Consider the following 25,301-nt stretch of genomic DNA (forward strand, 5'->3'; position numbering starts at 1 on the left):
GGTGCCAAATCAGAATGGTGATCTGTAACACAAATCCGCATTCTGTCTCACTATGCGGAACAGTGCACCCATTGTTACTTGCAAGTTCTCATTGTTACGTTGCACACTTTCAATTGTGAACAAGAACTCAACAGCACCTGCAGCCGCAGAATATTGGCCCAGCACACCCGCTGCTGCCGACATGCGCTGTTGTCGAATGCACGCCTGACCTTCAGACCCCAGGAAGTTCTTAGGCATTCGCCCCCAGCCCAGCGTCGGGCGCCATCCCCAGATTTCATTGCGGGGACCACCAGCATTCGAGCCGCGATGACGGCCATTCACATTGAGGTAAGCATTCATGTCAGTTGCATCCGGATACGTCCACATCTCCGTCCGTAACGCAGGCAAGGCCGGCCAGGCTTCCGGCCTCCGCCAGGGGTTCGGTGCCCGACCGGCGTTCGCCCCGGCTGCCCCCGGAGCCAGCTTTCCTGCCCCCGGCTACGCACCCCAGGGCTACAACCCCAGTTCCTACGGCCAGCTCCGCGCCGTCCAGCCTGCCGAAGCCGCGCCGCTGACCGCGCCCACTCCGGTGATCGCGGGACCCAACACTGTCCGCCCGGTCGCAAATGACACCGTGGCCCGCGGATTTGTCCTCTACATGGGCATCGACGAGGAGACCGCAGCGGCTGCTGGAACCTCCATTGCCAAACTTGCCCAGGAAATCCGCGCTTACGCACAGTCCCTCGTGACTGGTGCTGAAAGCTACGCGGCCGTGGCCGTGGCCCCGGCCGGCACCCCCGGTTCCGCGCTCGACGTCGTCCGTTCCACCTTTGGTGACCCCACCGTGAACGCGCAGAAGCGCACCGAGACTGCCCGGCTGCAGCAGCCCCAGGACCCGCGCCCGTCCGGCGTCCTGATCGATCTTGCCCGCCGCGAAGTCCACCTTGACGGCGAATCCCTGAACCTGACCTTCAAGGAATTCGAACTCCTCAACTACCTGGTGGAAAACGGCACCCGCACGGTTGGCCGCGATGAACTGCTTGAGGGCCTGTGGCGCAACGCCGAGGAAGTCCCCAACGAACGCACCATCGACGTCCACATCCGCCGTCTCCGCTCCAAGCTGGGCCGCCTCGCCAACACCGTCCGTACCGTCCGCGGCCAGGGCTACCGCTTCTACGAGCACCCCGAAGTCATTGTCTGGGCCGCTCCGGAATACTCGATCTAGTCCTTCAGCGACGCACCAAAGCGGCCGTACCCACTGGGGCGGCCGCTTTCGCTTTCGGGGCACGATCCCTCTGCGCCTGCACTCGTGCCTCGCGCAACAACGGCGCTCTCGGGATGTGCCGCTTCGCTGCAGCGACCTCTCTACGCGAAATGCCGCTTTTGTGCGTCCGGGCTCGCGAGTCATTGGCCTCCGCGACTAGTTCGACGGCGGAGCAGCCCAGGTTTGTCACACTGAGCATGCTTTTGGCTTCCCTTGCGGGGGTCGGGCCCGGTATTCCGCGGGCCGGGACTCTCTGGCCCGCCAAAAGCGTGCTGGGCGTGACGGGCGGCGCCGCGGGTCTTGCGGGTCTAGGCTTGGGGGATGAGCGACCACCACATCAAACGCCTGGTGATCATGCGGCACGCCAAGTCCGACTGGCCCGGCGGTGTGGCGGATCATGAGCGGCCGCTGGAGGAACGGGGACACCGGGAGGCGCCCCTGGCCGGCAAGTGGCTGGTCAAACACGGCATCCTCCCGGACTTCATCCTGTGTTCCAGTGCTCTCCGCACCCGCCAGACCTGCACCTGGGTGTGCTCAGAACTGGGGGACAAGGCCCCGACGCCGAAACTTGAGGACGGCCTCTACGCCGCCTCTGCGCTGCGGATGCTCGCCGTGGTCAACCACGTGCCTGACACCGTCACCACACTGATGCTCATCTCGCACATGCCTGGCGTCCAGGACCTTGCCATGCACCTGGCCTCACGGGACTCAAACCACGACGCCTACATGGACGCCGCCACCCGCTACCCAACCAGCGCCCTCACGGTGCTGGAAACGGAAAAATCCTGGGCCGAGCTGGATGGGCAGGACGCCCGGCTGACCAAGTTCAAAGTCCCGCGAACCCACTAACGCCACGGGATCCACTGACCCCATGGGGCTCACTGACCCCACGGGACCCGGCGACCCCACGGGACCCGGCGACCTCCCGCAGCAGTCCGGCGACGTGCTGGATGCCCGGGCTGGCCGCCATGGTGCGGCGGTACACGATGCCCACCTGCCTGACCTGCGTGGGGTTGACCAGGGGCAGGCCGACGACGTCCGCAGGCAGCGCGGGCCGGCCGAGGCGGGGGACCAGCGCCACCACGGCTCCCTGCTCCACCAGTGCGATGTGGGTTGCGAAGTCTGGATCGTAGACCCTGATGTCCGGCACCCGGCCAAGGTCGGCGAAGATCCTCAGCAGCGCTTCGTTGCAGATGGCTCCGTGCGGCGTGCTGATCCAGCGTTCGTCCACCAGGTCCGCCGGTTCCACCTGGCCGCGTCCTGCCAGGGGATGGTCGCGGTGCACCAGGACGTCCGCAACGTCCTCGCACAGCCACTCAAGCGTCATATGCTCCGGTATCACCAGCGGGACGGAGTTCCAATTGTGGACCACACCCAGATCCGCTTCTCCGTTGGCCACCCGCGCCACCGCTTCCCGAGGGTCCTCGGCCAGCACGCTGAGATCCAGGTCCGCTCCGGACGAAGCCAGCCGACCCAGCAGCGGCCCCACGAGGCCCCGGCAGGCAGTGGAAAAGGAAACAACCCTGAGGTGTCCGGTAGGTTTGGCCGGATCCGCCAAGAGGGTGGATTCCAGTTCCTCGAGCTCCGACAGGATACGCCGGCCGTAGGCTGCCAGCGTGAGCCCCCGCTCGGTCAGCAGCACCCCGCGGCCGCGGCGCTCCAGGACGGGGAACCCGGTCTGCTTCTCCAGCTTCTTGATCTGCTGGGAGACAGCGGACGGACTGAAACCCATCACCTCGGACGCCGCTATGACCGAACCGTGCTGTTCAATCGCCGCCAGGGCCCGGAGTGAACCGATCTCAATCATGAAGCAAACGTACATGATTTGACGCGGAATTCAACGCTGGTGCTTCATCTGCAGTTCTGCAAGAGTGGGACCGTGAACCTCCGACACTCCCTCCTCGCAGCCCTGGTCGCCGTTCTCTGGGGCCTGAACTTCGTCGCCATCGACTTCGGCCTGCATGCGAACGGCCGTGAGGTTCCCCCGCTGCTTTTTGTGGCTATGCGCTTCCTCCTGGTGGTCTTCCCCTGTATTTTCTTCATCAGGAAACCGGACGTCAGCTGGAAGGCGATCATCGGCGTCGGCGTCTTTATGAGCGCGGGCCAGTTCGGCCTCCTCTACCTCGCCATGGCGCTGGGCATGCCGGCAGGCCTCGCCTCCCTGGTCCTCCAGGCGCAGGTGCTGCTCACCGTCCTTCTGGCCGCCGGGTTCCTGCGCGAGCGGCCCAGCCGGAGCCAACTGGCCGGCGTCGTTCTTGGCGTTGCGGGGCTGGCCGTGGTGGCCGTCGGCCGCAGTGCCGTGGCCCCGGTGCTCCCGCTCATCATCGTGCTGGGAGCCGCGCTGTCCTGGGCGGCCGGGAACGTCATTGCGCGTCAGGCCAAGGCCGCCTCCGGGCTGGGGCTGGTGGTCTGGTCCGGCGCAGTGGTTCCGCTGCCCCTAGCCGGGCTGTCGTTGCTGGTGGACGGGCCGGGCGCGGTGTTCGGCACACTGGCAGACCTCCAGCCGGCCACGATCCTGAGTGCGCTGTACACAGCCATTTTCGCGTCGCTGGTGGGGTATGGGATCTGGAACCGGCTCCTGGCCAGCTATCCGTCGTCGGCCGTGGTGCCCTTTACCCTGCTGGTTCCCGTGGTGGGCATGAGCGCGGCCTGGTTGACATTGGGGGAGGTGCCGACGCCGGCGGAACTGGCTGGCGGGCTGCTCCTCCTGGGCGGGGTGGCGACTGCCGTGCTCGCCGGCCGCGGCCGTCAGGTTCTGCGGCTGGGTCAGCGGCGGGGCGCCGGTTTGGCGCCCGTCTTGGTGCCCGGTTTGGGTGCCGGTTTGCGGACCGGGGAGGCGGACGACGACGGCCGCTTGGCTGCTGAGGCTGGCATCCGGGCGGGCGCACGGGAGCCTGACGCGCGCTGACCGGTGGCGGCACCCCGGGGTGCCGCGCCCCGGGCCGCGGTGGCTCCGGTTGCCGGGCGCCGCGCAGCAGTGCGGCCAGTGCCGGAAGCGCGCCGCCGCTTGGCTGGCGAGGGCCCCCGTTTGGCAGTCCCCAACCGCCTGCCCGCCGGCCAGACTGCGCCAAGGAACAGGACCGCTAGCGTGGCCACCGCTGAGGCCCCACCCCAGTAGAAGTAGTTGTCCGGATCCCCGGTGGGGAGCGGTGTGCCGAAGATCGACGACTGCTCGGCGAAGGCCAGCTCCCAGGTGCTGACGAAGGCAAGGGAGAAGGCAATGGTGAGGCTGGATCCCACAGCCGTGGCAACCAATACAAAGTGGCGCCCCCGGGCCAGGACCTCCGCCACGGCCGCAACATAGGCCAGCGCAACCAGGCCCAGGAACGTGACCATCACGGCCTCTTCCAGGGTGATGGCGGTGAGCACCAGCATGCCCAAGGCGGCGACGGCCGCGATCACGGCGAACTTCCCGCTGTTACCCATGTGGCGCATGTGTCCAATCATCCCTGCTACTTCACGACATAGCCGCGCATGATTGCCATGATTGCTGCAACGCTTTGGTCACGGGTGCGTTCCGGGTTGTAGGTCTGCCGGTCAAGCCCCACCACAAAGCAGGCGCCAAAGATCGCCGTTTCGAGGCTGCCCCGCGAGACCGTTTGGTCCACCGGATAGACGGCAGCCACGTTCTCTATGGCCGCGCCGATGACCGCCAGGAGTTCAGACCGGAGCACCGCGAACGTGTCCCGCCATTCGCTGGGAGTCCGCCAGTTTTCGCTCACCCACAAACGGGCGAAGGACGGGTAATCGTCCATAAAATCCATTGCCTGGCCGATCATTGCCTCCATGGCCACCAGTGGATCGGCCCCGGGATGCCGGGCCTCGCTAAGCAGGCGTGCCTTCAGGATGTCCACGCCGTGCCGCAGCAACTGCGCGATCAGGTCCGACTTGCTGCCGAAGTTGTAGTAGACAGTGCCCTTGGAGACGCCCGCCGCCGCGGCAATCTCGTCCACAGTGACACCCGCTGCGCCACGCTGGCCGATCAGCTCCATGGACGCGTCGAAGAGCTTCTGCCGGGTGGCATTGGTCCGGGCCGGGCGGAGTTTCTTCTCGGCGGGACCGTGCATGGCGGGATCGTGCCCAACGGGATCAGGCACGCCAGGATCATGCACGCCAGGCTCAGGCACCCCAGATCCCGGCGCGGGCGGGCTCATACCGCGATCTCCGGTTTGAGCGTTTTGAGTGTCCAGTACTTGTGCTTCCGGACAGCAAACGTGGACATCGCCGCGCCCAGCAACGTGTAGCCGAGCAGCCCCAGGACAGTGGGCACGATCCCGGACAGGTCCGCGCCGTAGATGAGGTGCCGCATGCCCGTGACCACGTAGCCCATGGGCAGGATTTCGTGGACAACATGGAGAGGCTGCGGGGTGGTCTGCCAGGGGAACGTGCCGCCCGAGGACACCAGCTGTAGCACCAGCAGGATCAGCACCACCAGCTTGCCGGGTGACCCCAGCAGCGCCACGATGCCTTGGATGATGGCGCTGAAGGCCATGGCCGCGGCCAGCATAAACAGCCACATCAGCACCGGATGCGCGGGGTTGAGGCCCAACGCCAGGTTCACCACGAGGGTCAGCAGGCTCGCCTGCACCACCGAAACGGCCAGGAACGGAAGCCAGCCGCCGACGGCGATTTTCCAGGCCGGGGCGTTCGACGCCAGGGCCCGCTGGGTGATGGGCCGCATCGCCTGGACCAGCATGAAGATGCCGATCCACAAGGCGAGCGTCAGGAAGAACGGTGCCAGCCCCGCGCCGTAGGAGTCCGCCTTTGCCTGGGAGACATTGCTGACCGCAACGGGATCAGCAATCACCTCTGAGAGGCTGCTCTTCTGCGAATCGTCCGGGTTGGGCACCTGCCCGGCTCCCTTGGAAATTTCGTCGGTCAGCGTCCGTGAGCCGTCAGCGGCAGTGCCGGCCCCGGCTTCCAGCTGCCCCGCACCGGCGTCGAGCGTTTGCGCCCCTTCCGCGAGGCGTCCGGCGCCGTCGAGCGCAGTCTGCTCGCCGGTGGCCAGCGTGGCCGCCCCGGTGTGGAGCTGGTCAGCGCCACCGGAAGCCTGAACAATGGCGTCCTTCAGCGCAGGGGTGGCCGTGGCCAGCTGGGCTGCGCCGACGCTCACGGCTTCGGAGCCGTCCGCGAGCTGCTGGATCTGGGTGGCGTCGGTCTGGATCCGGGTTTTCGCTGCGGCCACGGGACTGGAGGCTGCCACGGTATCGAAGTCGGCCAGGATTTTGTCTGCCTGCACCTGGGTGATCACTTCGGACGCCACCAGGCGGGCATTCGATTCGATCACGCGCGTCCGGAGTCCTTGGTCCGCGGCATCAAGCTGCGTGACGACGTCCTGGACCTTGGTGTTCAGCTGCGCGTTCCCAGCGGCCACCTGGGCCGCGCCGTTGGCCAGCGTCTGCGTGTCGGTGGGTAGCATGGCGGTCTTGTCCTTCAGGACGGAGAGCCCGCTGCTGAGCTGCCCGGCGCCGTCGGTCAGCTGATTGGCCCCGTCCCGCAATTTCAGCTGCCCGTTGTACAGCTCGCCGGCTCCTGCGCTGAGCTCGCTGGTGCCCGTATGCAGGGTGACGGTCCCGTCGCGGAGAGTTGCCACGCCGTCCGCCAACTGCCCGGCTCCGTCAGCGGCCTTGAGCATCTGGGCGTGGATAGTGCCGAAACCGGTGAGCAGCTGGTTCGCCGTCTCTTCGCCCACTTCCTTGGCCACAGTTGTGTGCACCGCGGTGGTCAGTTTGTCCACGATGGTGCTCAGCAGGTAGTTGTTGGCATCGTTGGTGGTGACGTTCAGCATCGCCTGGCTGGCCGAATCGAAGCTGCCGGGTGAGACCAGGTTTGTGGAGAATTCTGCCGGGATTTTCAGTGCAAACGCGTACTTGCCGCTGCTGACCCCTGCGTCGGCCTCGGCCGCCGAGGGGACCGCCTGCCAGTTGAAGACGTTCCCCTCCACCAGGCCGTCCGCCACCTTCTTGCCCGCCTGGAGCTCGGTGCCGTCGCTGGACGTGGCGCCGGTGTCTTCCACCACCAGGGCGGCCTCGATCTGGTTCAGGTTCCCGTAGGGATTCCAGTTGGCGTACAGGTACACGGCCCCGTACAGGAGCGGCACCATGATCAGGGCCAGGATGGTCAGCTTCGGCAGCAACCCGCCGGTCATCCGCTTGAGTTCGGAACGGGCCAGCCGCAGCACGGTCACTTGGCATCCTCGGTTTCGAGTAAGAGGGATTCGGTTTCTTCGTCTGTGAGAGTCGGCGCATCGGGCGCTTCGTCGACGCCAGGGACGGCGTTACCGATCACAGTGGCCGGTCCCGTCCACCCTGCCGGGAGGGCAGTAACGGTGACGACGACGGCGAGCGGCCGGCCGGCGTCGTACGCCAGCTCCTCAAGCCGCGGGAGCCAGTCCGCAGCGTGGGCACCGTGCCTGTCGGGGGAGTCCACCACCAAAAGGTCCGTGTGCGGGTTGGCGAGGGCCAGGGCCGTCAGCAGTTCAATGCGCCGGTCCGGCGCCAGCTGCTCCGTCCACAGGTCCGCGATGTCCTCGAAACTGTTGACTTTGAGCCAGGGCTTGCTCAGCAGCGCGCCCCGGTAGCGGCGGGGGATCAGGGCGAGGTCCTCGGTGACAAGGTCCCGGACACTGAGGTGCTGCTCGGGCTCATTCACGTTGGGGGAGTCCACCAGGGCGCTCGCGAGGCGGAGGGATTTCGTGCGTTCGTTGGCGTCCCACGAGATCCGGCCGCCAGTGGGTTTCATGCGCCCGCTGATGGTCAGGGCAAGGGCTGTCCGCTGGTCCTGGCGTTCGGCGGTGACGAGGAGGAGCTCACCCCGGCCGACCCGCAGAGAGGTGGGCGGAAGCAAATCGTCGCGCCGGCCCTTCACATGGAGTTGCTGTACGGAGAGCAAAGATGGCCTTTCGACGGTGTATGTCCGCCTCCAGCCTAACTGAACTGACTGGTCAGTTCAAATAGTGCGAGTGGTGTAGGCGCCGGTGAAGCAGGCCAGCGCGAACGGACACGTGGGGCCCCGACTACAAGCCGTACTTCTCCAGGAGCCGCAGCCACACCTCGCTGACGGTGGGAAACGATGGCACCGCGTGCCACAGGCGCTCCAGCGGGACCTCGCCCACCACGGCGATGGTGGCGGCGTGCAGCAGTTCGCCCACGTCCGGGCCCGCGAAAGTGGCGCCGAGCAGGACCCGCCGGTCCTCGTCCACCACCAGTTGCGCCCAGCCTTCGTAGTGTTCCGAATGAAGCGACGATCCCGATACCTCGATGGGCAGCTCCACGGACGACGCGTTGTAGCCGTCCTGCTTCGCCTGCTCCACCGAGCGCCCCACGGCAGCCAGTTCGGGATCCGTGAACACAACATTCGGGACGGCGTGCTGGTTGGCGGTCTGCGCGTACCGGCTCCAGGCCGCCGGCGTGCCGCTGAGTTCGCCCTTGGCGCGGGCCGCGATGGCGTCGCCGGTGGCGCGGGCCTCGTACTTGCCCTGATGTGTGAAGAAGTTGCTGCCGGCGGCGTCGCCAACAGCGTAGAGCCAGGGATCCTCGCCGTTCTCGCCTTGGTTCGGACCACTAGGAGCGTCCTGGACTAGACCGGTGGAGTCGGTGGTGAGTGTCAGTGGCTGCCCGTCCTGGGCCTCGAAGCCCAGGCTTTCCAGGCCGAGGCCCTCGAGGGCCGGATGCCGGCCGGTCGAAACGAGGACTTTGTCAGCGGTTACGGTGCTTCGGCCGGCCGGCGACTGGTCCTGAAGCGTCAGGGTGAACGTGCCGTCATCGTTTTCACGGACACTTTCGGTGGACGTGTGGAGGCGGACCGCCACGCCGTCCGCGCGCAGCCCCGCGACCACAAGTTTGCTAGCCTCTGCGGGGAACGTGCCCAGCAGTCCGCTCCTGGCCACCAGCGTCACGTCCGAGCCCAGGCGTGCGAATGCCTGCGCCAGCTCGGTGCCCGCTACGCCCCCGCCGATCACAGCCAGGCGCTCCGGCACCTCCTTGGCCGAGGTGGCTTCGCGTGTGCCCCAGACCTGGACGTCCGCCAGCCCGTCGATGGGAGGGGTGGTGGGTGTGGAGCCGGTGGCCAGTACGACGGCGTGACGCGCCTTGAGTTCGTAAGTGTTGCCGTCCAGCCCGGCTACTTCAACGGTGCGCGGCGCGGTGATCCAGCCGTGGCCGCGGATCAGCTCAATCCCGGCATCGTCCAGCCACTTCACCTGGCTGTCGTCCTGCCAGTTTGCGGTGAAATAGTCCCGGCGCTTAAGGACTGCCGCTGCATCCAGTGTCAGGGTGACGGCTTCCACTGCGCCGGGTACTGACTGTGCACCGTGCAGGGCTGTGCCTGGGCGGAGCAGGGCCTTGGACGGGATGCAGGCCCAATACGAGCATTCGCCACCCACCAGCTCGGCTTCAATGAGAACGGCCGTCAAGCCGCCCTGGACCACCCGGTCGGCGACGTTTTCCCCCACGGCACCAGCGCCGATCACAATGACATCGAATTCACGTTGCAGCGTTTCAGGCGTCATTCGTCCAGCCTACGCCCGCCTCGCGGGAGGCGGGGAGCGCCGTCGTCGTCAATCAGGGTGACTGCAGAACTGCGTAACTTAACGGCAAAGGGCCCGTATCGGCGAACCGATACGGGCCCTTCTCTGTGCGCCCAGAGGGATTCGAACCCCCGGCCTTCTGTTCCGTAGACAGACGCTCTATCCAGCTGAGCTATGGGCGCATTTTGTGTTTCGCGGAGTTTCTTGCTCCCCGAACCTCGAATTACTTTACGCGAGGGTGGCCCGGAGTACCAAATCGAGAGGCATGTAATCTAGCCGACTAGACCGGTCTAGGTGACCTTCGTCACTTAAATACAGCCGTTTGTGCGCGGTTTTCCTTGAATTTGCGCGGTTTTCGGCTCCAACGATCACGAACGTGCACCGCTGGCCTCCCATGACGCCCTTGGGGGCCAATAGCATTTAGTCCACACCGATGAACCCGAGGAAGGGAACCGCAATGGGCGATCTGGCGCAACAGCCGCTGCTTGAGAAAGCACCCACCACACATGCCGCTCTGCTGGCATGGGTCGAAGAGGTTGCTGAGCTCACGCAGCCCGACCGGATCCACTGGGTTGACGGGTCCGAACAGGAAAACACGCGTCTGACCGACGAGCTCGTGGCAGCAGGCACCTTGACCCGGCTGAACCAGGAGATCTTCCCCAACTCCTTCGCCGCGTTCTCCGATCCCGCGGACGTAGCCCGGGTGGAAGAGCAGACCTTCATCTGCTCCGAGAAGGAGCACGACGCCGGCTTCACCAATAACTGGATGGCCCCGGACGAGATGAAGCAGAAGCTGCGCGGACTGTTCGCCGGCTCCATGCGCGGCCGCACCATGTACGTCATCCCGTTCGTGATGGGACACCTCGACGCTGAGGATCCCAAGTTCGGCGTGGAGATCACCGACAGCGCCTACGTTGTTGCCTCGATGCGCATCATGGCCCGCATCGGCACCGACGTGCTGAACCGCATCACCGAGACCAACGCATTCTTCGTGCCGGCCCTGCACTCCCTGGGTGCGCCGCTCGAAGCAGGCCAGGCGGACGTGCCGTGGCCGTGCAACACGGACAAGTGGATCGTGCACTTCCCCGAGGAGCGCTCCATCTGGTCCTTCGGCTCCGGCTACGGCGGCAACGCCCTTCTGGGCAAGAAGTGCTACGCCCTCCGTATCGCCTCCGTCATGGCCCGCGACGAAGGCTGGCTGGCCGAGCACATGCTCATCCTGAAGCTGACCTCGCCCGAGCAGAAGACATACTACGTCTCGGCTGCCTTCCCCTCCGCCTGCGGCAAGACCAACCTCGCGCTGCTCGATCCCACCATCGAAGGCTGGAAGGTGGAGACGCTCGGTGACGACATCACCTGGATGCGTTTCGGCAAGGAAGGCGAGCTCCGCGCCGTCAACCCCGAGGCAGGCCTCTTCGGCGTGGCTCCGGGCACCGGCTGGGGCACCAACCCCAACGCGATGCGCGCCATCGCCAAGGGCAACAGCATCTTCACCAACGTCGCACTGACCGACGACGGCGGCGTGTGGTGGGAGGGCATGACTGAGGACGTGCCCGCTCACCTGACCGATTGGCAGGGTAACTCCTGGACCTCGGACTCGGACAAGCCCGCAGCCCACCCGAACTCGCGCTTCTGCACGCCGATCGACCAGATCGACATGCTGGCTGAGGAGTACAACAACCCGGACGGTGTGGAGCTTTCCGCGATCCTGTTCGGCGGCCGCCGCAAGACCACCATCCCGCTGGTAACCGAGGCCCGCAGCTGGTCAAACGGCATCTTCATGGGTTCCACGCTCTCCTCCGAGACCACTGCCGCGGCAGCCGGGGCGGTGGGCGTGGTTCGCCGCGATCCTATGGCCATGCTGCCGTTCATGGGCTACGACGCCGGCGACTACCTCAACCACTGGGTGAACCTGTCCGCCAAGGGCAACCCGGAGCGTCTGCCCAAGATCTTCCTGGTCAACTGGTTCCGCCGCACGGCCGAGGGTGGCTTCGCCTGGCCTGGCTTCGGCGACAACGCCCGTGTCCTCAAGTGGGCCATCGAGCGCCTGGAAGGCAAGGCAGGCGCCGTCGAGACGCCGATCGGCTTTGTTCCCACCGGCGAATCCATCGACCTCAAGGGCCTGGACATGACGCCTGCCCAGGTCGAGGAAGCTGTCCGCGTTGACCCGGCCGAGTGGGCCACCGAGCTCGCCTCCATCGAGGAGTGGTACGCCAACTTCGGCGATTCCCTCCCCGAGGCGCTGCAGTCCGAGCTTGCCGGCCTGAAGTCCCGCCTGGGCTGACGTTCCAGAAAGTACGACGGCGGCCCCGCACCTTTGCAAGAAAGGTGCGGGGCCGCCGTCGTGCTCGGCGCGAACGGACACTTCTGGCCCCTCGGGATGCGCGAAAGGACACTTAAGCACCGGGGCTTAAGTGTCCTTTCGCGATTCTGTCGCTAGGAAGCATCCGCCGTCAGGAAGCGAGCCAGATGTCCGGGCCGAAGACCTCGTAATGGATGCGCGTCGCCGGGATGCCGGCGTTGATGGCCTCGTTGCGGATGTGCTTCATAAACGGCAGCGGGCCGCACAGGTACAGCGACGCGTTGGCCGGCAGGTCCACTTCGCGCAGGGACATAAACCCCTCGTTGGCCCCGGCGCGGGGCTCTTCAAGCCACAGCTGGAGGTCGGCACCCGCCAGGCGTTCGACGTCGTCCGTCATCTGACCGCGCAGCGCCCAGCTGTCCAGGGTGCTTTCCGCGTGCAGCACCAGCACCTGCCGCTCGGAACCTGACTCGGCAAGGGACCGCAGGATCGACGCCGTCGGTGTGCAGCCGATGCCGGCAGACGCGAGGACCACCGGACCGTCGCCGTCCTTGAGGGTGATCTCGCCGTAGGGGTTGGAGATCTCCAGGATGTCGCCAATCTCGACGGCGTTGTGCAGCACGGGGGAGACCTCGCCGCCGTCATCGAGCTTGGTGGTGAAGCTGCGGCTGGTGCCTGCATCGCCCGAAAGTGAGTACTGCCGGACCTGGCGCAGGCCGTCCGGCAGTTGGACCTTGACGCTGACGTACTGCCCGGCGAGGGCAGGCGTGACGGGGGTATCGTCAGCCGGTTCGAGGGTGAAGGTCATGGAGCCGATGCCTGCAGGGATCTTGGCGGCGACCTTCCACGGGGTCCACATCTTGCCGTTGGCCTGTGCTGCGTAGAGGCCCTTTTCGAGCTTGATCAGGGCGTCGGCCATCAGCCAGTACACCTCGGTCCAGGCCTCGGCGATCTCCGGGGTGATGACCTCGGCCAGGTCCTCCGCGATGGCCGCGAAGAGGTACTCGTAAACCACCTGGTACTGGGGCTCAGTGATGCCGAGCGACGCGTGCCGGTGGGCGATCCGGGACAGGACCTGTTCGGGGAGGGTGCCCGGGTTGTTGACCAGGTGCGTGGCGAAAGCGGCGATGCTTCCGGCCAGCGCCTGCTGCTGGTCGCCCGAGCGCTGGTTGGAGCGGCTGAACAGGCCATCCAACAGTTCCGGGTGGGCCGCGAACAGCCGTGCATAGAACTTGGGAGTGATGGCGCCGATCCGCGAACCGACGAGGGCCAGCGTGGCCTCAATGACGGGGCGGGATTTGTCCGAGAGCATGTGTACTCCTGCGATAGGGGACCGGGCTTTCGTCCGGTCAGTGTGAATACTTACATTTGAAATGCGTATATTCGTACCTCAACTTCTACACCCCGTAGAAGTTTAGATCAAATCCGTGGAGGAATGCGGGCGCGGCCGCCGGGCTACAGGCCGGGGCGCAGGCCGATCAGCTGGAAGACGGGTGCCATCTGCCGCGAGCCGGGAAGTTCGGCCACAACCACTCCATCAAGTTCCCGGTAAAACGCCTCACGGGCGCGGGCCAGCGCGGCGCGGAGCCTGCATTCATGGATCAGCGGGCATTCGCCGCCCGGCGCGACGCAATCGGCGGCGTCCGTCCGGGTGTCCAGGTCCCGCAGGACCTGGCCCACCGTTGCCCGGCGGCCAACGGAGCTGAGCCGGGATCCGCCCGACCTGCCGCGCTCTACCTCGATCAGGCCCAGGCTGCGCAGCCTGGCCATCGCCTTGCTGACGTGGTTGTACGGCGTGCCCACGGCATCGGCGATGTTCTGCGTGGTCAGGAGGGTGGCCCCGGGCGCTGCGGCCAGAATCATCAGCGCCCGAAGGCTGACGTCTGCAAAGGAATTGATTTTCATGGCAACCGGGGTGCGGTCTAGTCCACCCAGACGGTGGGTTCGCTGGTGTCAGCGGCGAGCTGGCCAAACTCCCATTCGTGCGTCCCGGTGTTGGCGGCGTAGGGGAGGACCGCGGCGAAAACGGATCCGTCGCGGTGTTCAGCAGCTACATGGATGGCATCTGTTTCTTCCTCGACCAAGAGGATGTCGCAGACAATTGCGGCCGCCCGGAAATCAGCACGGTTCTGCCGGAGCAGTTCCGTGAGGTCGCTGATCATCGTGTCCGCGTCGAAGTCACCGTCAGAGCCGTCCTGGGCATCAGCCGGCGTGACAGCCACCAGCCGGACCTCGCCGTCGTTCTCCACCACCAGTGCGAACGGCAGGAAGCCGCCGTTTCGCTCGAGCTGTTCCTGGGCTGCGCCGACGCCTGTGCCCAGCAGGTTTTCCAGGTCCGTGGCCGAGGCCTCCGGAACGGAATCCCGCCACGAAGCCACCGCAGCCGGGCCGTCCGTGGCTTCGTGGGCCACTTCCGGCTTAGCGCCGGACATTGGACAGCACGCGGTCGCGGATGCTTTCCATCAGGGCCCGGTTCGTTGCTTCCACGTTCAGGCGGAGGAAGGGCTCCGTGTTGGACGGGCGCAGGTTGAACCAGAAGCTGCCGTCATTTGCCGTGAACGTGCTGCCGTCCATGGTGTCCACGGTGATGTCCTCGGCGGCAAAGTCGGTGCGGACGCGCTCAACGGCTCCGGCCTTGTCCTCGATTTCCGAGTTGATCTCACCGGAAGAGACATAGGGCTCGTACTCGCGGCCGAGCTCGGACAGCGGACCGTCCTGCTCGCCGAGGGCTGCAAGCACGTGCATCGCCGCCAGCATCCCGGTGTCTGCATTCCAGAAGTCGCGGAAGTAGAAGTGGGCGGAGTGCTCGCCGCCGAATACAGCACCTTCCTCAGCCATGACTGCCTTGATGAAGGAGTGGCCCACGCGCGTGCGGACGGCGCGGCCGCCGTCGTGCTCTACCAGTTCCGGCACAGCACGGGAGGTGAGCAGATTGTGGATGACGGTGGGCGTTGCCTCACCCTGCGCCTGGGCGCGGGCGATCTCGCGGCGTGCCACCATACCGGTGATGGCCGACGGCGACACGGGCTCGCCCTTTTCGTCGATGACGAAGCAGCGGTCGGCGTCGCCGTCGAATGCCACGCCGATATCGGCGCCGTGCTGAACGACGGCGGCCTGCAGGTCGCGGAGGTTCTCCGGCTCGAGGGGGTTGGCCGGGTGGTTCGGGAAGGAACCGTCCAGCTCGAAGTAGAGGGGAATGATCTCGAACGGGAGCTTGGGCAGCAGGGCGTCGCCCAGCACCGCCGGGGTGGTGAGGCCGGCCATGCCGTTGCCTGCGTCCACAACCACCTTGAGCGGCCGGGAACCGGAGAGGTCCACCAGCTGGCGGAGGTACTCGGAGTAGTCCTTCAGGACGTCGTGGACGCCGATCAGGCCGCGCTTGGGGGCTGCCGGGATGGAGCCTTCGTTGAGGTACTTCTCGGCCAGGGCCTGGATCTCTTTGAGGCCAGATTCGGAGGAGATGGGCTGCGCGCCGGCCTTCGACATTTTGATGCCGTTGTATTCGGCAGGGTTGTGGCTGGCGGTGAACGTGGCGCCGGCAGCGTTGAGGGAGCCGCAGGCGAAGTAGAGCTCATCGGTGGAGATCAGGTCAAGGAGCTTGACGTTGGCGCCGCGCGTGGCTGCGCCGTCGGCGAAAGCCTTGCTGAACTCGGGGGAGGAGGGGCGCATGTCGCCGCCTACCAGGACCGTCTGGCCTTCCAGTTCCAGGACGTCAACGAACGCGGCACCCACGGCTTCGACGATTTCAGCGGTGATGGATTCGCCCACGATGCCCCGGACGTCGTAGGCCTTGAAGGATGCCGAGAGGTCAAAAGTCTTTGTCTGTTCGCTAGTCACGGGTTTTATCTTACGTGGAGCCGCGGACGTTACGGTTGTCCACATACGGCGGTCCCGGCTTTATGGGTGTCGGTGGGGGCTGGGATACTGAATCAATGGTCGATACCCAGAACGCCGCCCTTCTTTCCGTTTCCCCTGACTCACCGTCCGACACAAAAAGCCAGGCACTGGAGGTTCTCCGCGAACTCGTGGGGCATCCGGCGGCGGATTTCCACGACGGACAGTTTGAGGCGATTGAAGCACTGGTCGACGGCGGCCGGCGGGCTTTGGTGGTCCAGCGCACCGGTTGGGGAAAATCGGCCGTGTACTTTGTGGCGTCCCTGCTGCTCCGGCGCCGCGGCGCCGGCCCCACCCTGATCGTTTCGCCGCTGCTCGCCCTGATGCGGGACCAGGTGGCTGCCGCCGCCCGCGCCGGAGTGCGTGCCGTGGCCATCAACTCGGCGAACCAGCTGGACTGGGACACCGTCAGGGAACAGCTCGCCGCCGATGAAGTCGACGTGCTGCTGGTTTCGCCGGAACGGCTCACCAACCCGTCCTTCCGTGAGAACCAGCTGCCGGAGCTCATCCGGCGGACAGGCCTGCTGGTTATTGACGAGGCACACTGTATTTCGGACTGGGGCCACGACTTCCGGCCGGACTACCGCCGGATCGCTGACCTGATCACGCAGCTGCCGGAGTCCGTGCCTGTCCTGGCCACCACTGCCACGGCCAACTCGCGCGTGGTCCACGATATCGAGGAACAGCTGGGCGCGGGCGTCCTCACCATCCGCGGAACCCTTGGCCGGGATTCCCTGCGGCTGGGTGTTCTGGCCCTCCCGAATTCCCGCGAACGGCTTGGTTGGCTCCTGACGCACCTTGCCGATCTGCCCGGCAGCGGCATCATCTACACGCTGACAGTCTCCGCCGCGGAGGACACCGCCCGCCTTCTCGCCGAAGCCGGGCACACAGTGCAGGCCTACACCGGCAGGACCGATCCCGCGGACCGGGAGCGCGCAGAGCAGATGCTCAAGGACAACCAGGTCAAGGCACTGGTGGCCACATCGGCGCTCGGCATGGGCTTCGACAAGCCGGATCTTGGCTTCGTGGTCCACCTCGGGGCGCCGTCCTCCCCGGTGGCGTACTACCAACAAGTGGGCCGTGCGGGCCGCGGTGCGGCGAACGCGGATGTGCTGTTGCTGCCGGGTTCTGAAGACCGGGATATCTGGCAGTACTTCGCCACCGCTTCCATGCCATCCGAGGAGAAAGCCACAGCGGTGCTGACGGCATTGGCTGAGGCCGGCACTGCCGTGTCAACGGTTGCGTTGGAGGCCCGGGTTGACCTCCGCCGCACCCCGCTGGAGCTGCTGCTTAAGGTCCTGGCCGTGGATGGCGCCGTGGAACGTGTGGGCGGCGGATGGCGTTCCACCGGCCAGCCCTGGATCTACGACGCCGAGCGCTACCGCCGGATCGCCGAGGCCAGGGTGGACGAGCAGGACTCCATGGTGATTTACCAGGACACCGCGGGTTGCCGGATGGAGTACATCACCTCGGTCCTCGACGACGAGACAGCGCACCCCTGCGGGCGGTGCGATAACTGCGCCGGCCGCTGGTTCCGGGCGGACATCGCCGCGGATGCAACGGCCGCGGCGGGCCAGACTCTCACCCGCGCCGGCGGTGTCCTGGAAGCACGGCTGCAGTGGCCCAGCGGCATGGACCGCCTGGGCGTTCCGGTCAAGGGCAAAATCAAGCCCGACGACGGACTGGCGGACGGCCGCGTGCTGGCAAGGCTTACTGATCTCGGCTGGGGCGGGGCGCTGCGGGAACTCTTCGCGGCCGGGGCCGCAGACCGTCCGGTGGATCCTGCCATGCTGCAGGCCTGTGTCCAGGTCCTGCGGGAATGGGCTACCGGTGACGGCAGGAACCCGGGCTGGAGCGGGGCAGGCCGGCCGGCCGCGATCGTCAGCATGCCCTCCCGCAGCAAGCCCGAACTGGTCCGTTCCCTTGCCCAGGGAATTTCGGAAATCGGCAGGATCCCCTACCTTGGCGAGCTGGCCCTGGGACACGGCGGACCCACTGGAAGCCGCGGCGGCAACAGCGCGTACCGGCTGGCGGGCGTTTGGGACCGCGTCATGGTGGGCCCGGAGTTGGAGGCCGCCATGGCAACATTTCGTGGCCAGGGCGTGATGCTGATCGACGACCTCGTGGACAGCCGGTGGACCGTTACCGTGGCTGGACGCGCCCTGCGCCAGGCGGGGGCGGGGGCTGTCCTTCCGCTCGTGCTTGCCCAGGCCGGCTGACTTTTCGATCGCCGGATTGATTGACTACCGGACCGCCAGGCCGGCTGACCTCTGCGCCGGCCTGCCGGTGGAGTGACAGGCTGTCTGCCGTACTGAAGAGCATCAGGACGGCCATGGTGAGGAAGGCTCCGCGGAAGGGGCCCGCGTGATCCGCGGGGAAGGCCGCCACGCCGTCGAAAATCCGGATCAGCAGAGCGCCGATGGCGATGCCGGCGCCTGCGGCGAGCTGCACCAGGGTCGCTGACACGGAATTGGCCGATGTCAGCTGCGCGGGTGCAATGTCCGCGTACTGCACCGACGCGTAGGCGGAGAAACCGATGGAGCGAAAAGCCCCGCTGCACACCAGCAGGGCGAAGATCAGTGCCTGCGGCGTGTCCGGCGTGAGCAGGGCGCACAGGGCGAAGGTCACAGCTGAGGCCAGGGAGCCGAAGACCAGCATGGCCCGGAAACCGAAGCGCCGGATCAGCGGGGTGGTGGCCGGTTTGATGCCGATGTTGCCGATGAACACGGCCGCCACCATGATTCCGGCGTGCAGCGGTGACCAGCCGAAACCGGTCTGGAACATTAGGGGCAGGAGGAACGGCACCGAACTGATGGTCAGGCGGTAGACGAACCCGCCGGTGGCCATGGCCCGGAATGTCCGGGTGGAAAAAACTGAGAGGTCAAACAGCGGGTTTTTGGCCCGCCTCATCCACAAGACTGCGGCCGCGAGGGCGCACACCCCTGCAGCGGCGCTCAAAGCAGCCCATGGACCGTCGGGGTGTGCGGTGGCCAGTTCCAGGCCAACCACCAGGGCACCCACGCCGGTGGTGGTCAGGAGCAGGCCCAGCCAGTCCAGCCGGCGTGCGCTGTCTCCTGCGCCGGCTGGAACCAGCCTGAGTGCGGCGATGAACGCGGCCGCGCCCAGCGGGAGATTGATGAGGAAGATCCAGTGCCACGACAGGTAGGTGGTCAAGGCGCCGCCCACCAGCGGCGCCAGTACGGGCGCCAGCAACGCGGGCCACACCAGGAAGGCCGTGGCGCGCAGGAGCCCCGATTTGGGTGTGCCGCGCAATACCAGGAGGGTGCCGACAGGGACCATCATGGCCCCGCCCGCGCCCTGCAGGATCCGGCTCAGCGTCAGCACAGTCAGGTCAGGGCTGACGGCGCAGGCCAATGAAGCGAGCGTGAACAGCGCAATTGCGAAGCAGAATACTTTGCGGGCCCCCACGCGTTCTGCAAGCCAGCCGCTGAGCGGGATTCCCATTGCTACGGTCATGAGGTAGGCCGTCATGGTGATGTTTACGTCGGCGGCGGGAACGCCAAAGTCGCTGGCGATGTTGGGGATCGCGGTGGTGAGGATGGTGCCGTCCAGGAACTCCATAAATAATGTGGCAGCCACCAGTAGCGCCAGGCGTGGATTCCACGCCTGGCTTGTGCTGGTTTCCGCGCCCGGGGAATTGCTTACTGCCATTCCACCATCCTGCCACCGCCTGCACGGGTGGAGCCTCGTGCGTCCGCACGCCGGACCGCCAGCCCGTCCAGCCCACACACCCCCCAGCTCCCGCACGCGCACCATGCCCGCACCACACCCGGGCTCCCACCCATGTAGGTAGCAGTAACTGTCGTTATGAGCGCTCATAACGACAGTTACTGCTACCTAGTTTGGGTTTGGTGGCATAAAAAGCACTTCCCCTGGGAACGCAAAAGGCCCCGGTCCAGGACCGGGGCCAAACGCGGAGACGGGGGGATTTGAACCCCCGGTGGAGTTGTGCCCCACACTTCATTAGCAGTGAAGCCCATTCGGCCGCTCTGGCACGTCTCCAATGGCTATTACTAGCCCACCAAGGATACGCAGAACGGGGCACGCAGTGCAAAACGGCCACCGAACGCCTGTCTCAGCCCCAGCACACAACCTCCGGGGCGCCGTTCGCCCGGCGAAAATACCTGCGCAGAATACCCAAACCATGAGCGGATCAACCGGAGCGGATCATCCTGATTTCGCGAACGTCTTCCCACCCGGCCACACTGTCCTCGGCCCCGTCAGGAGCGAATCCCAGCCGTTCGTAGAATCCGATTGCCTTGGTATTGCCCGCGGCCACCCAGAGACTGGCGGGTTCTGCACCGAGTGCAGCCGCAATCAGGCGACGTCCAAGCCCCAGGCCCTGATGTGACTGAAGCAGATAGAGCCCCCACAGCTCCAGACGCCCTGAAGCGGGCAATTCCTTGTCAGGGTCCCCTTGCGGCAATGCGCGGGTTGCGGAGAACCCCACCACTGAGCCGTCCGCGCACGCCACCCACGCGGCCGGCATTGGGGCAAGCAGCAACTGACGCCACATCCCCAGCCGGTGTGCCGGTTTCAGGGCGGCCAGGAAGGCGTCGGACATCAAATCACGGTAGGTCTGCTGCCAGCACTGGGTGTGGACTTCGGCCAGTGTGACGGCGTCGGCCGCTGTGGCCCGCCGGACGTCCACAGCAGCCGCTACGCTCATCCGCCTGCCAGCGTCCGCCACAGGAAGTGCTGGCTGCGGGCCTGCAGCGCGGCGGCCTTCCGGTTGTCCGAAGCTCCGGCGTGGCCGCCTTCGAGCGCCTCGTGGAACCAGACATTCGGGATGCCCATCGCCTGCATCCGGGCGGCCATCTTGCGGGCCTGGACTGGTCCCACCCTGTCATCCGACGTGGCCGTCCAGATGAACGTTTCGGGATACTCCACACCGTCCTTGAGCAGGTGGTACGGCGAGAAGGTCTTGATGTACTCCCACTCCGCCGCCACGTCCGGGTCGCCGTATTCTGCGATCCAGGAGTGCCCGGCGGAGAGCTTCGTGTAGCGCCTCATGTCCAGCAGCGGAACGCCGCACGAGACGGCCCCGAATAGCTCCGGGTAGCGCGTGAGCATGTTGCCCACCAGCAGCCCGCCGTTGGACCCGCCCACGCAGCCCAGCCGCTCCCGGGACGTGACGCCACGGGAGACGAGGTGCTGCGCCACGGCGGCAAAGTCCTCGAAGGCGCGGTGGCGGTTTTCCTTCAGCGCGGCCCGGTGCCAGGACGGCCCGTATTCGCCGCCGCCGCGGATGTTGGCCACCACATAGACACCGCCGCGGGAGTGCGCTGCCTCGCCGGGCGCGCCGGAGGTGGCGGTCCTGCGCTCCAGCCAAGCCCTGCCGACAGTTCCGCTGTACGCAGGGGTCCGGGAGACTTCAAAGCCGCCGTAGCCGGAGAGTTGCGTGGGGTTCTGCCCGTCCAGGACCAGATCCCGCGAGGCCACCTGGAAGTAGGGGACCCGGGTGCCGTCCGCGGATACGGCGAAGTGCTGCTGCACCTCGTACTTGTCGTCATTAAAGAACGACGGCGACGCCTTGACTGCCGCATGGCTGCTCACCACGCCAGCCGTCCCGGCAACGCCCCCGCCGGAGTCAGCGGTCCCGGCAGAATCCCGCGTGATGCTTCCGCGCATCAGGGTACTGGGGGTGGTGAATCCGGTGGCGACCAGCCAGAAGTCGTCGCCCGCACCGCCGTCGGCCGGTCCTTCATCTTCGTCGTCCACCGCGTAGGCGTTGACGTCGTGCAGCGGCGGGCATGCATCCAGCAGCGACGAAGCCCAGGCACCCCCGTCGGCCGCAACGCCGGGAACAGAGGGATCCAGCACCCGGATCTCGGACGAGACGTCCCGCAGCAGGTTCAGAAGCAGGAAATTCCGCGTCCAGCTCCACGACTGCAACGAAGTGTGCGCATCCGGCGTAAACAGCACAAAGAGATCCCGCGCCCCCGCAAGGTAGTTCTCGAACTTCGCGGCCAACAAGGACCCGGCGGGGTATGTAGTGCCCTCAACTGACCAGTCCTGCTGCGGCCGGAACAGGAGCCACTCGCGGTGCGCACTGAGGTTAACATCTGTCGGCGCATCGATCTCGAGCCACGCGTCGTCCCAGCGGATGAACGTGCTGCGGTTGTAGAAGTCGATGTAGTCCACGGCGAACGTGCGCTCAAAACCGGGAGTGGAATCGTGCGCCACCACGGCCATCATGTGGTCCTCCGGCACGTCAAATAGCCGAGCAGCCGCGGTTAGGGCCTCGCCGCGTCGCAGGGTGACGGCCGTCCGGGCGTAGGAGGAGGCGGTCCGCGGCAAATCCCCGGCCGTGGAGGCAACCAGCAGCGTGTCCGCGTCCAGCCACGAGACGTTCCCCTTCGCCGTCGGCAGGTCAAAGCCGCCGGCGGCCGGGTCAACAAAGGTGCGGGTCCCGACGTCGAACTCGCGGTAGCGGTTGGCGTCGCCGCCGTCGGGGGAGAGCGCCAGCAGCGCCAGGCGGTATGGATCGCCGGCGGCGGGACGAAGGAACGTGGCACCGTGGAAGACCCACTCCTCACCTTCGGCGGCGGCGAGGGCATCCACATCCAGCAGCACGTCCCAGGCGGGGGAGTCCGTCAGGTAGCTTTGCCAGCTGGTGCGGCGCCACAGCCCCTTCGGGTTCGCCTGGTCCTTCCAGAAGTTGTAGTACCACTCGCCGCGCTTGCCCACCATGGCGATCCGGTCCGTGGAGTCCAACACCTCCAGGATGCTTCCTTCCAGGCCTACGTAATCGGCGTCCTCCAAAAGGTCCTCGGTGCGGGCGTTCTGCTCCCGGACCCAGGCAAGCGGTGCCTCGCCGTAGATCTCCTCCAGCCAGACGTTCTCGTCAGTGGGTTCGGGGGCGGGCGATGAACCGGGCGCTTGATCAGCTGCAGTGGTGGTCATGCGCCCCATCCAAACAACATTTTCGCGCCGCAAGCAAGTCAAGTGCCTGCGGCGCATGCCGATACTCTGGATGCCGTGGGTAAATCGAAGAGCATCCGGACAGCCATCATCGGCGCCGGCCCGCGGGGAACCAGTGTGCTGGAGCGCCTGCTCGCACACGCCGCCGCCCACGCTGCTGCCCACTCCGGCCCCTCATCCCTCCATATTGACGTCATCGACCCTTATCCGGCGGGTCCGGGGCACGTGTGGCAGCCCCGCCAGTCCCGGCTGTACCTCATGAACACCCAGTCTTTCTATCCCACGGTCATCCCTGAGGACACCCGGCTGGCGCCGCCCGTCGCGGGCACCACGTTCGACCGCTGGCGTGCCCGGCAGCAGCGTGAGCCGATGCCGGCCCTGACGCTGGACGAGCGGTCCGAACTGGCTGCCTTGGGATCGCGGGACTTCCCCAGCCGGGCGCTGTACGGCCGCTACCTGCGCTGCACGCTGGACGAGCTGACGGCAAAACTGCCCGACGGCGTCACCGTCAGTTTCCACGAAACCACCGCCGTGTCGGTGCGCCCGTCGCGCGACGGAACACCGGGGACGCCAGGGGACGGCGCCCCGTGGGACGGCTCTCAAGGGGACGGCACCCCAGGCGGGACAACCCCAAGTACCGGAACGTTCGACGTCGGACTCGCCGGCGGCGGTTCGCTCACGGTCGATTCCGTGGTCCTGGCCCTGGGGCACCTTGCGTCCCGGCTGAACCCTGAGCAGCGGGAACTCCAGGCATCGGCCGCTCAGCTGGGCCTGAGCTACTTCCCGCCGGCGGTCCCGGCGGACGTCGACTGGGCTGCGATTCCGGCCGGCGAACCGGTCCTGGTCCGGGGCATGGGGCTGAACTTCTTCGACGCGATGGGCCAGCTCACGGAGGGCCGCGGCGGAAAATTCATCGACGCCGGACCCCGGCTTGAGTATCAGCCGTCCGGCCAGGAGCCGCTCATCATTGCCGCCTCCCGCCGCGGCACCCCGTACCGGGCCAAGGCCGCGCTGGCCGGCTACTACCCGGGGTCGGTCACCCTGCGGTACCTGACCGAGGCCGCGCTGGAGCGGTTCGCGGCCACCGGCATCCGCCCGGGTTTCGACCACGATCTCTGGCCCTTGCTGCACCGCGACACCCTCTGGGCCTACTACTCCGCCCTGGTGCGCTCGCAGCCGGCGGCCGTCCCCGACGCATCCGCCTTCCTGGCCGCGCTGGAGGAGTCGCTGCGGCCGCATGCCCACAGTGCAGCCAATTGGGAGGTGGCGGTGGAGAGCGTCCTTGCCGTGCACGTCGGGCCGAGGCACCGGCTGGATCTGCCGGGCCTCGCGTCTCCCCTGGCGGGCAGGTCCTTCGCGTCGCGTGCTGAGCTGGATGCCGCCGTCGTCGAGTACTTGCTGGATGACGCCCGCCGCTCAGCACTGGGCGAGCAGGATCCGGTGAAGATGGCCATCGGCGCGCTGCACCATGGGCGCGCGGTGCTGAAAACGGCAGTGGCCGACGGCGGCATCACCGATGAGTCCTGGGTCGCCGGCCTTCGTGGCTGGTTTGAGTCGTTTGTGGAGGGCCTGGCCAGCGGGCCGCCCGCGCTGCGCGCTGAACAGCTGGCTGCCCTGGCGCGCGCCGGCGTGGTCAGTTTTGTAGGGCCCGATCCCCGGTTCAGCGTGGACCGGCGGACAGGCCGCTTTACCGCCGTCTCTCCGTGGGTGAAAGGCCCGCCGGTGGCGGCGAAGACCATGGTGGAGGCCCTCGCGCCGGCGAACCGAGTGTCGGCGAACGCTTCACCGCTGCTGGAACAGCTCCTCGCTGACGGGATGGTGCGGCCCCGGCTGATGATGACGGCGGAAGGTGCGCCGGTGCAGGCCAGCGGGCTGGATGTTGCGCCGCACCCGTACCGGCCGGTGGCGGCCAACGGCTCGGTCACCGACGGTCTCTATGTGCTGGGCCTCCAGCTCTCGGCCACCCAGTGGGGGACGGCCATCGCCGCGGAAGCGCTCCAGCCGGGCGGCCCCACGTACGCCAGCGGGCAAAGGACACTCCGCGATGCCGACGAAATCGCGCAGGCGATCCTCGGACACTGAGGATCCCCGCCGCAACGAAATATTCGTCCTCACGTCCCCTGAGTTTTTGTCCAGATAACGGCCCCTGAGCGTTCGGAAATGCCGATTAGCTGGACAAAAACCCGGGGAATGTTGAGCGGTCGGGTCCTGGCATTGCGGTTGATGACTTCCCGCAGCCTTGGACCCGGGCGCATTGTTGCGCCCTGTTGTGGTGGATGACGCGGCGTTGCCTCCTGCGTCGGCGTTGCTCCGTGCTACGCCCTGTGGACCGCCGTGACCTGCGGTTTCCTCATGTGAATGCAGCCCTTTTGCCTCTCCTTCTTCTCTGT

At 66.6% G+C, this 25,301-nt stretch carries 19 protein-coding genes and 2 tRNA genes; 6 read left to right on the forward strand and 15 right to left on the reverse strand.

The annotated features are described in order from the left end of the window. Positions 1-9: 9 nt before the first annotated feature. Positions 10-339: a hypothetical protein gene (locus ACVWY0_RS15300; RefSeq protein WP_485837435.1), complete on the reverse strand. Its 330-nt coding sequence runs from the start codon at positions 337-339 to the stop codon at positions 10-12. Between ACVWY0_RS15300 and ACVWY0_RS15305 the strand changes: the two genes are divergently transcribed. Beyond that, positions 338-1,204, forward strand: coding sequence for a winged helix-turn-helix domain-containing protein (locus tag ACVWY0_RS15305; protein WP_485837436.1), 867 nt, complete (start codon positions 338-340; stop codon positions 1,202-1,204). The genes ACVWY0_RS15300 and ACVWY0_RS15305 overlap by 2 nt on opposite strands. Positions 1,205-1,564: 360 nt before the next feature. Continuing rightward, on the forward strand, positions 1,565-2,092 hold the full coding sequence (locus tag ACVWY0_RS15310) for a SixA phosphatase family protein (protein ID WP_485837437.1): 528 nt from the start codon (positions 1,565-1,567) through the stop codon (positions 2,090-2,092). Here the strand turns inward: ACVWY0_RS15310 and ACVWY0_RS15315 are convergent. Continuing rightward, a complete protein-coding gene (locus ACVWY0_RS15315) occupies positions 2,070-3,050 on the reverse strand; it encodes a LysR family transcriptional regulator (protein ID WP_485837438.1) in 981 nt (326 codons plus the stop codon). The two genes, ACVWY0_RS15310 and ACVWY0_RS15315, sit on opposite strands and share 23 nt — an antisense overlap. 72 nt (positions 3,051-3,122) lie before the next feature. Here ACVWY0_RS15315 and ACVWY0_RS15320 point away from each other — a divergent pair, with 72 nt between their 5' ends. Next, positions 3,123-4,151 (forward strand): EamA family transporter, encoded by a 1,029-nt coding sequence (locus ACVWY0_RS15320; RefSeq protein ID WP_485837439.1) that lies wholly within the window; start codon positions 3,123-3,125, stop codon positions 4,149-4,151. A gap of 544 nt (positions 4,152-4,695) precedes the next feature. Here the strand turns inward: ACVWY0_RS15320 and ACVWY0_RS15325 are convergent. From ACVWY0_RS15325 to ACVWY0_RS15345, 5 genes are all read right to left on the reverse strand, one after another. Next, a complete protein-coding gene (locus ACVWY0_RS15325; protein ID WP_485837482.1) occupies positions 4,696-5,310 on the reverse strand; it encodes a TetR/AcrR family transcriptional regulator in 615 nt (204 codons plus the stop codon). An 83-nt stretch (positions 5,311-5,393) separates the two neighbouring features. Continuing rightward, positions 5,394-7,430: a YhgE/Pip family protein gene (locus ACVWY0_RS15330; RefSeq protein ID WP_485837440.1), complete on the reverse strand. Its 2,037-nt coding sequence runs from the start codon at positions 7,428-7,430 to the stop codon at positions 5,394-5,396. Next, positions 7,427-8,134, reverse strand: a complete 708-nt coding sequence (locus tag ACVWY0_RS15335; protein WP_485837441.1) for an ABC transporter ATP-binding protein — start codon at positions 8,132-8,134, stop codon at positions 7,427-7,429. Before ACVWY0_RS15335 ends, ACVWY0_RS15330 begins: the two co-directional genes overlap by 4 nt. Positions 8,135-8,258: 124 nt before the next feature. Further along, positions 8,259-9,752 carry a dihydrolipoyl dehydrogenase family protein gene (locus ACVWY0_RS15340; RefSeq protein ID WP_485837442.1) on the reverse strand — a complete coding sequence of 498 codons (1,494 nt, stop codon included), beginning with the start codon at positions 9,750-9,752 and terminating at the stop codon, positions 8,259-8,261. 126 nt (positions 9,753-9,878) lie between these two features. After that, positions 9,879-9,952: transfer RNA gene (locus ACVWY0_RS15345), tRNA-Arg, on the reverse strand. Between the two features lie 275 nt (positions 9,953-10,227). Between ACVWY0_RS15345 and ACVWY0_RS15350 the strand changes: the two genes are divergently transcribed. Beyond that, positions 10,228-12,054 (forward strand): phosphoenolpyruvate carboxykinase (GTP), encoded by a 1,827-nt coding sequence (locus ACVWY0_RS15350; protein ID WP_485837443.1) that lies wholly within the window; start codon positions 10,228-10,230, stop codon positions 12,052-12,054. A gap of 169 nt (positions 12,055-12,223) precedes the next feature. Here the strand turns inward: ACVWY0_RS15350 and ACVWY0_RS15355 are convergent, their stop codons facing one another. From ACVWY0_RS15355 to ACVWY0_RS15370, 4 genes are all read right to left on the reverse strand, one after another. After that, positions 12,224-13,384, reverse strand: coding sequence for a globin domain-containing protein (locus ACVWY0_RS15355; protein WP_485837444.1), 1,161 nt, complete (start codon positions 13,382-13,384; stop codon positions 12,224-12,226). A gap of 143 nt (positions 13,385-13,527) precedes the next feature. After that, on the reverse strand, positions 13,528-13,977 hold the full coding sequence (locus ACVWY0_RS15360; protein ID WP_485837445.1) for an RrF2 family transcriptional regulator: 450 nt from the start codon (positions 13,975-13,977) through the stop codon (positions 13,528-13,530). Between the two features lie 17 nt (positions 13,978-13,994). Next, a complete protein-coding gene (locus ACVWY0_RS15365; RefSeq protein WP_248762428.1) occupies positions 13,995-14,504 on the reverse strand; it encodes a hypothetical protein in 510 nt (169 codons plus the stop codon). Continuing rightward, positions 14,491-15,909 carry a phosphomannomutase/phosphoglucomutase gene (locus tag ACVWY0_RS15370; protein ID WP_485837446.1) on the reverse strand — a complete coding sequence of 473 codons (1,419 nt, stop codon included), beginning with the start codon at positions 15,907-15,909 and terminating at the stop codon, positions 14,491-14,493. The genes ACVWY0_RS15365 and ACVWY0_RS15370 overlap by 14 nt, the downstream gene beginning before the upstream one ends. A gap of 95 nt (positions 15,910-16,004) precedes the next feature. On the opposite strand from ACVWY0_RS15370, the gene ACVWY0_RS15375 reads away from it, so the two are divergent. Further along, positions 16,005-18,185 carry a RecQ family ATP-dependent DNA helicase gene (locus ACVWY0_RS15375; RefSeq protein ID WP_485837447.1) on the forward strand — a complete coding sequence of 727 codons (2,181 nt, stop codon included), beginning with the start codon at positions 16,005-16,007 and terminating at the stop codon, positions 18,183-18,185. Here ACVWY0_RS15375 and ACVWY0_RS15380 read toward each other — a convergent pair. From ACVWY0_RS15380 to ACVWY0_RS15395, 4 genes are all read right to left on the reverse strand, one after another. Next, positions 18,109-19,638, reverse strand: a complete 1,530-nt coding sequence (locus tag ACVWY0_RS15380) for an MFS transporter (protein ID WP_485837448.1) — start codon at positions 19,636-19,638, stop codon at positions 18,109-18,111. The two genes, ACVWY0_RS15375 and ACVWY0_RS15380, sit on opposite strands and share 77 nt — an antisense overlap. Before the next feature lie 263 nt (positions 19,639-19,901). Next, positions 19,902-19,989: transfer RNA gene (locus ACVWY0_RS15385), tRNA-Ser, on the reverse strand. A 151-nt stretch (positions 19,990-20,140) separates the two neighbouring features. Next, positions 20,141-20,656 carry a GNAT family N-acetyltransferase gene (locus tag ACVWY0_RS15390; protein WP_485837449.1) on the reverse strand — a complete coding sequence of 172 codons (516 nt, stop codon included), beginning with the start codon at positions 20,654-20,656 and terminating at the stop codon, positions 20,141-20,143. Further along, positions 20,653-22,893 carry a prolyl oligopeptidase family serine peptidase gene (locus ACVWY0_RS15395; RefSeq protein WP_485837450.1) on the reverse strand — a complete coding sequence of 747 codons (2,241 nt, stop codon included), beginning with the start codon at positions 22,891-22,893 and terminating at the stop codon, positions 20,653-20,655. The genes ACVWY0_RS15390 and ACVWY0_RS15395 overlap by 4 nt, the downstream gene beginning before the upstream one ends. Positions 22,894-22,968: 75 nt before the next feature. On the opposite strand from ACVWY0_RS15395, the gene ACVWY0_RS15400 reads away from it, so the two are divergent. Beyond that, on the forward strand, positions 22,969-24,993 hold the full coding sequence (locus ACVWY0_RS15400) for an FAD/NAD(P)-binding protein (RefSeq protein ID WP_485837451.1): 2,025 nt from the start codon (positions 22,969-22,971) through the stop codon (positions 24,991-24,993). Positions 24,994-25,301: the final 308 nt, after the last annotated feature.

It is taken from the genome of Arthrobacter sp. UYNi723, from assembly GCF_054057635.1.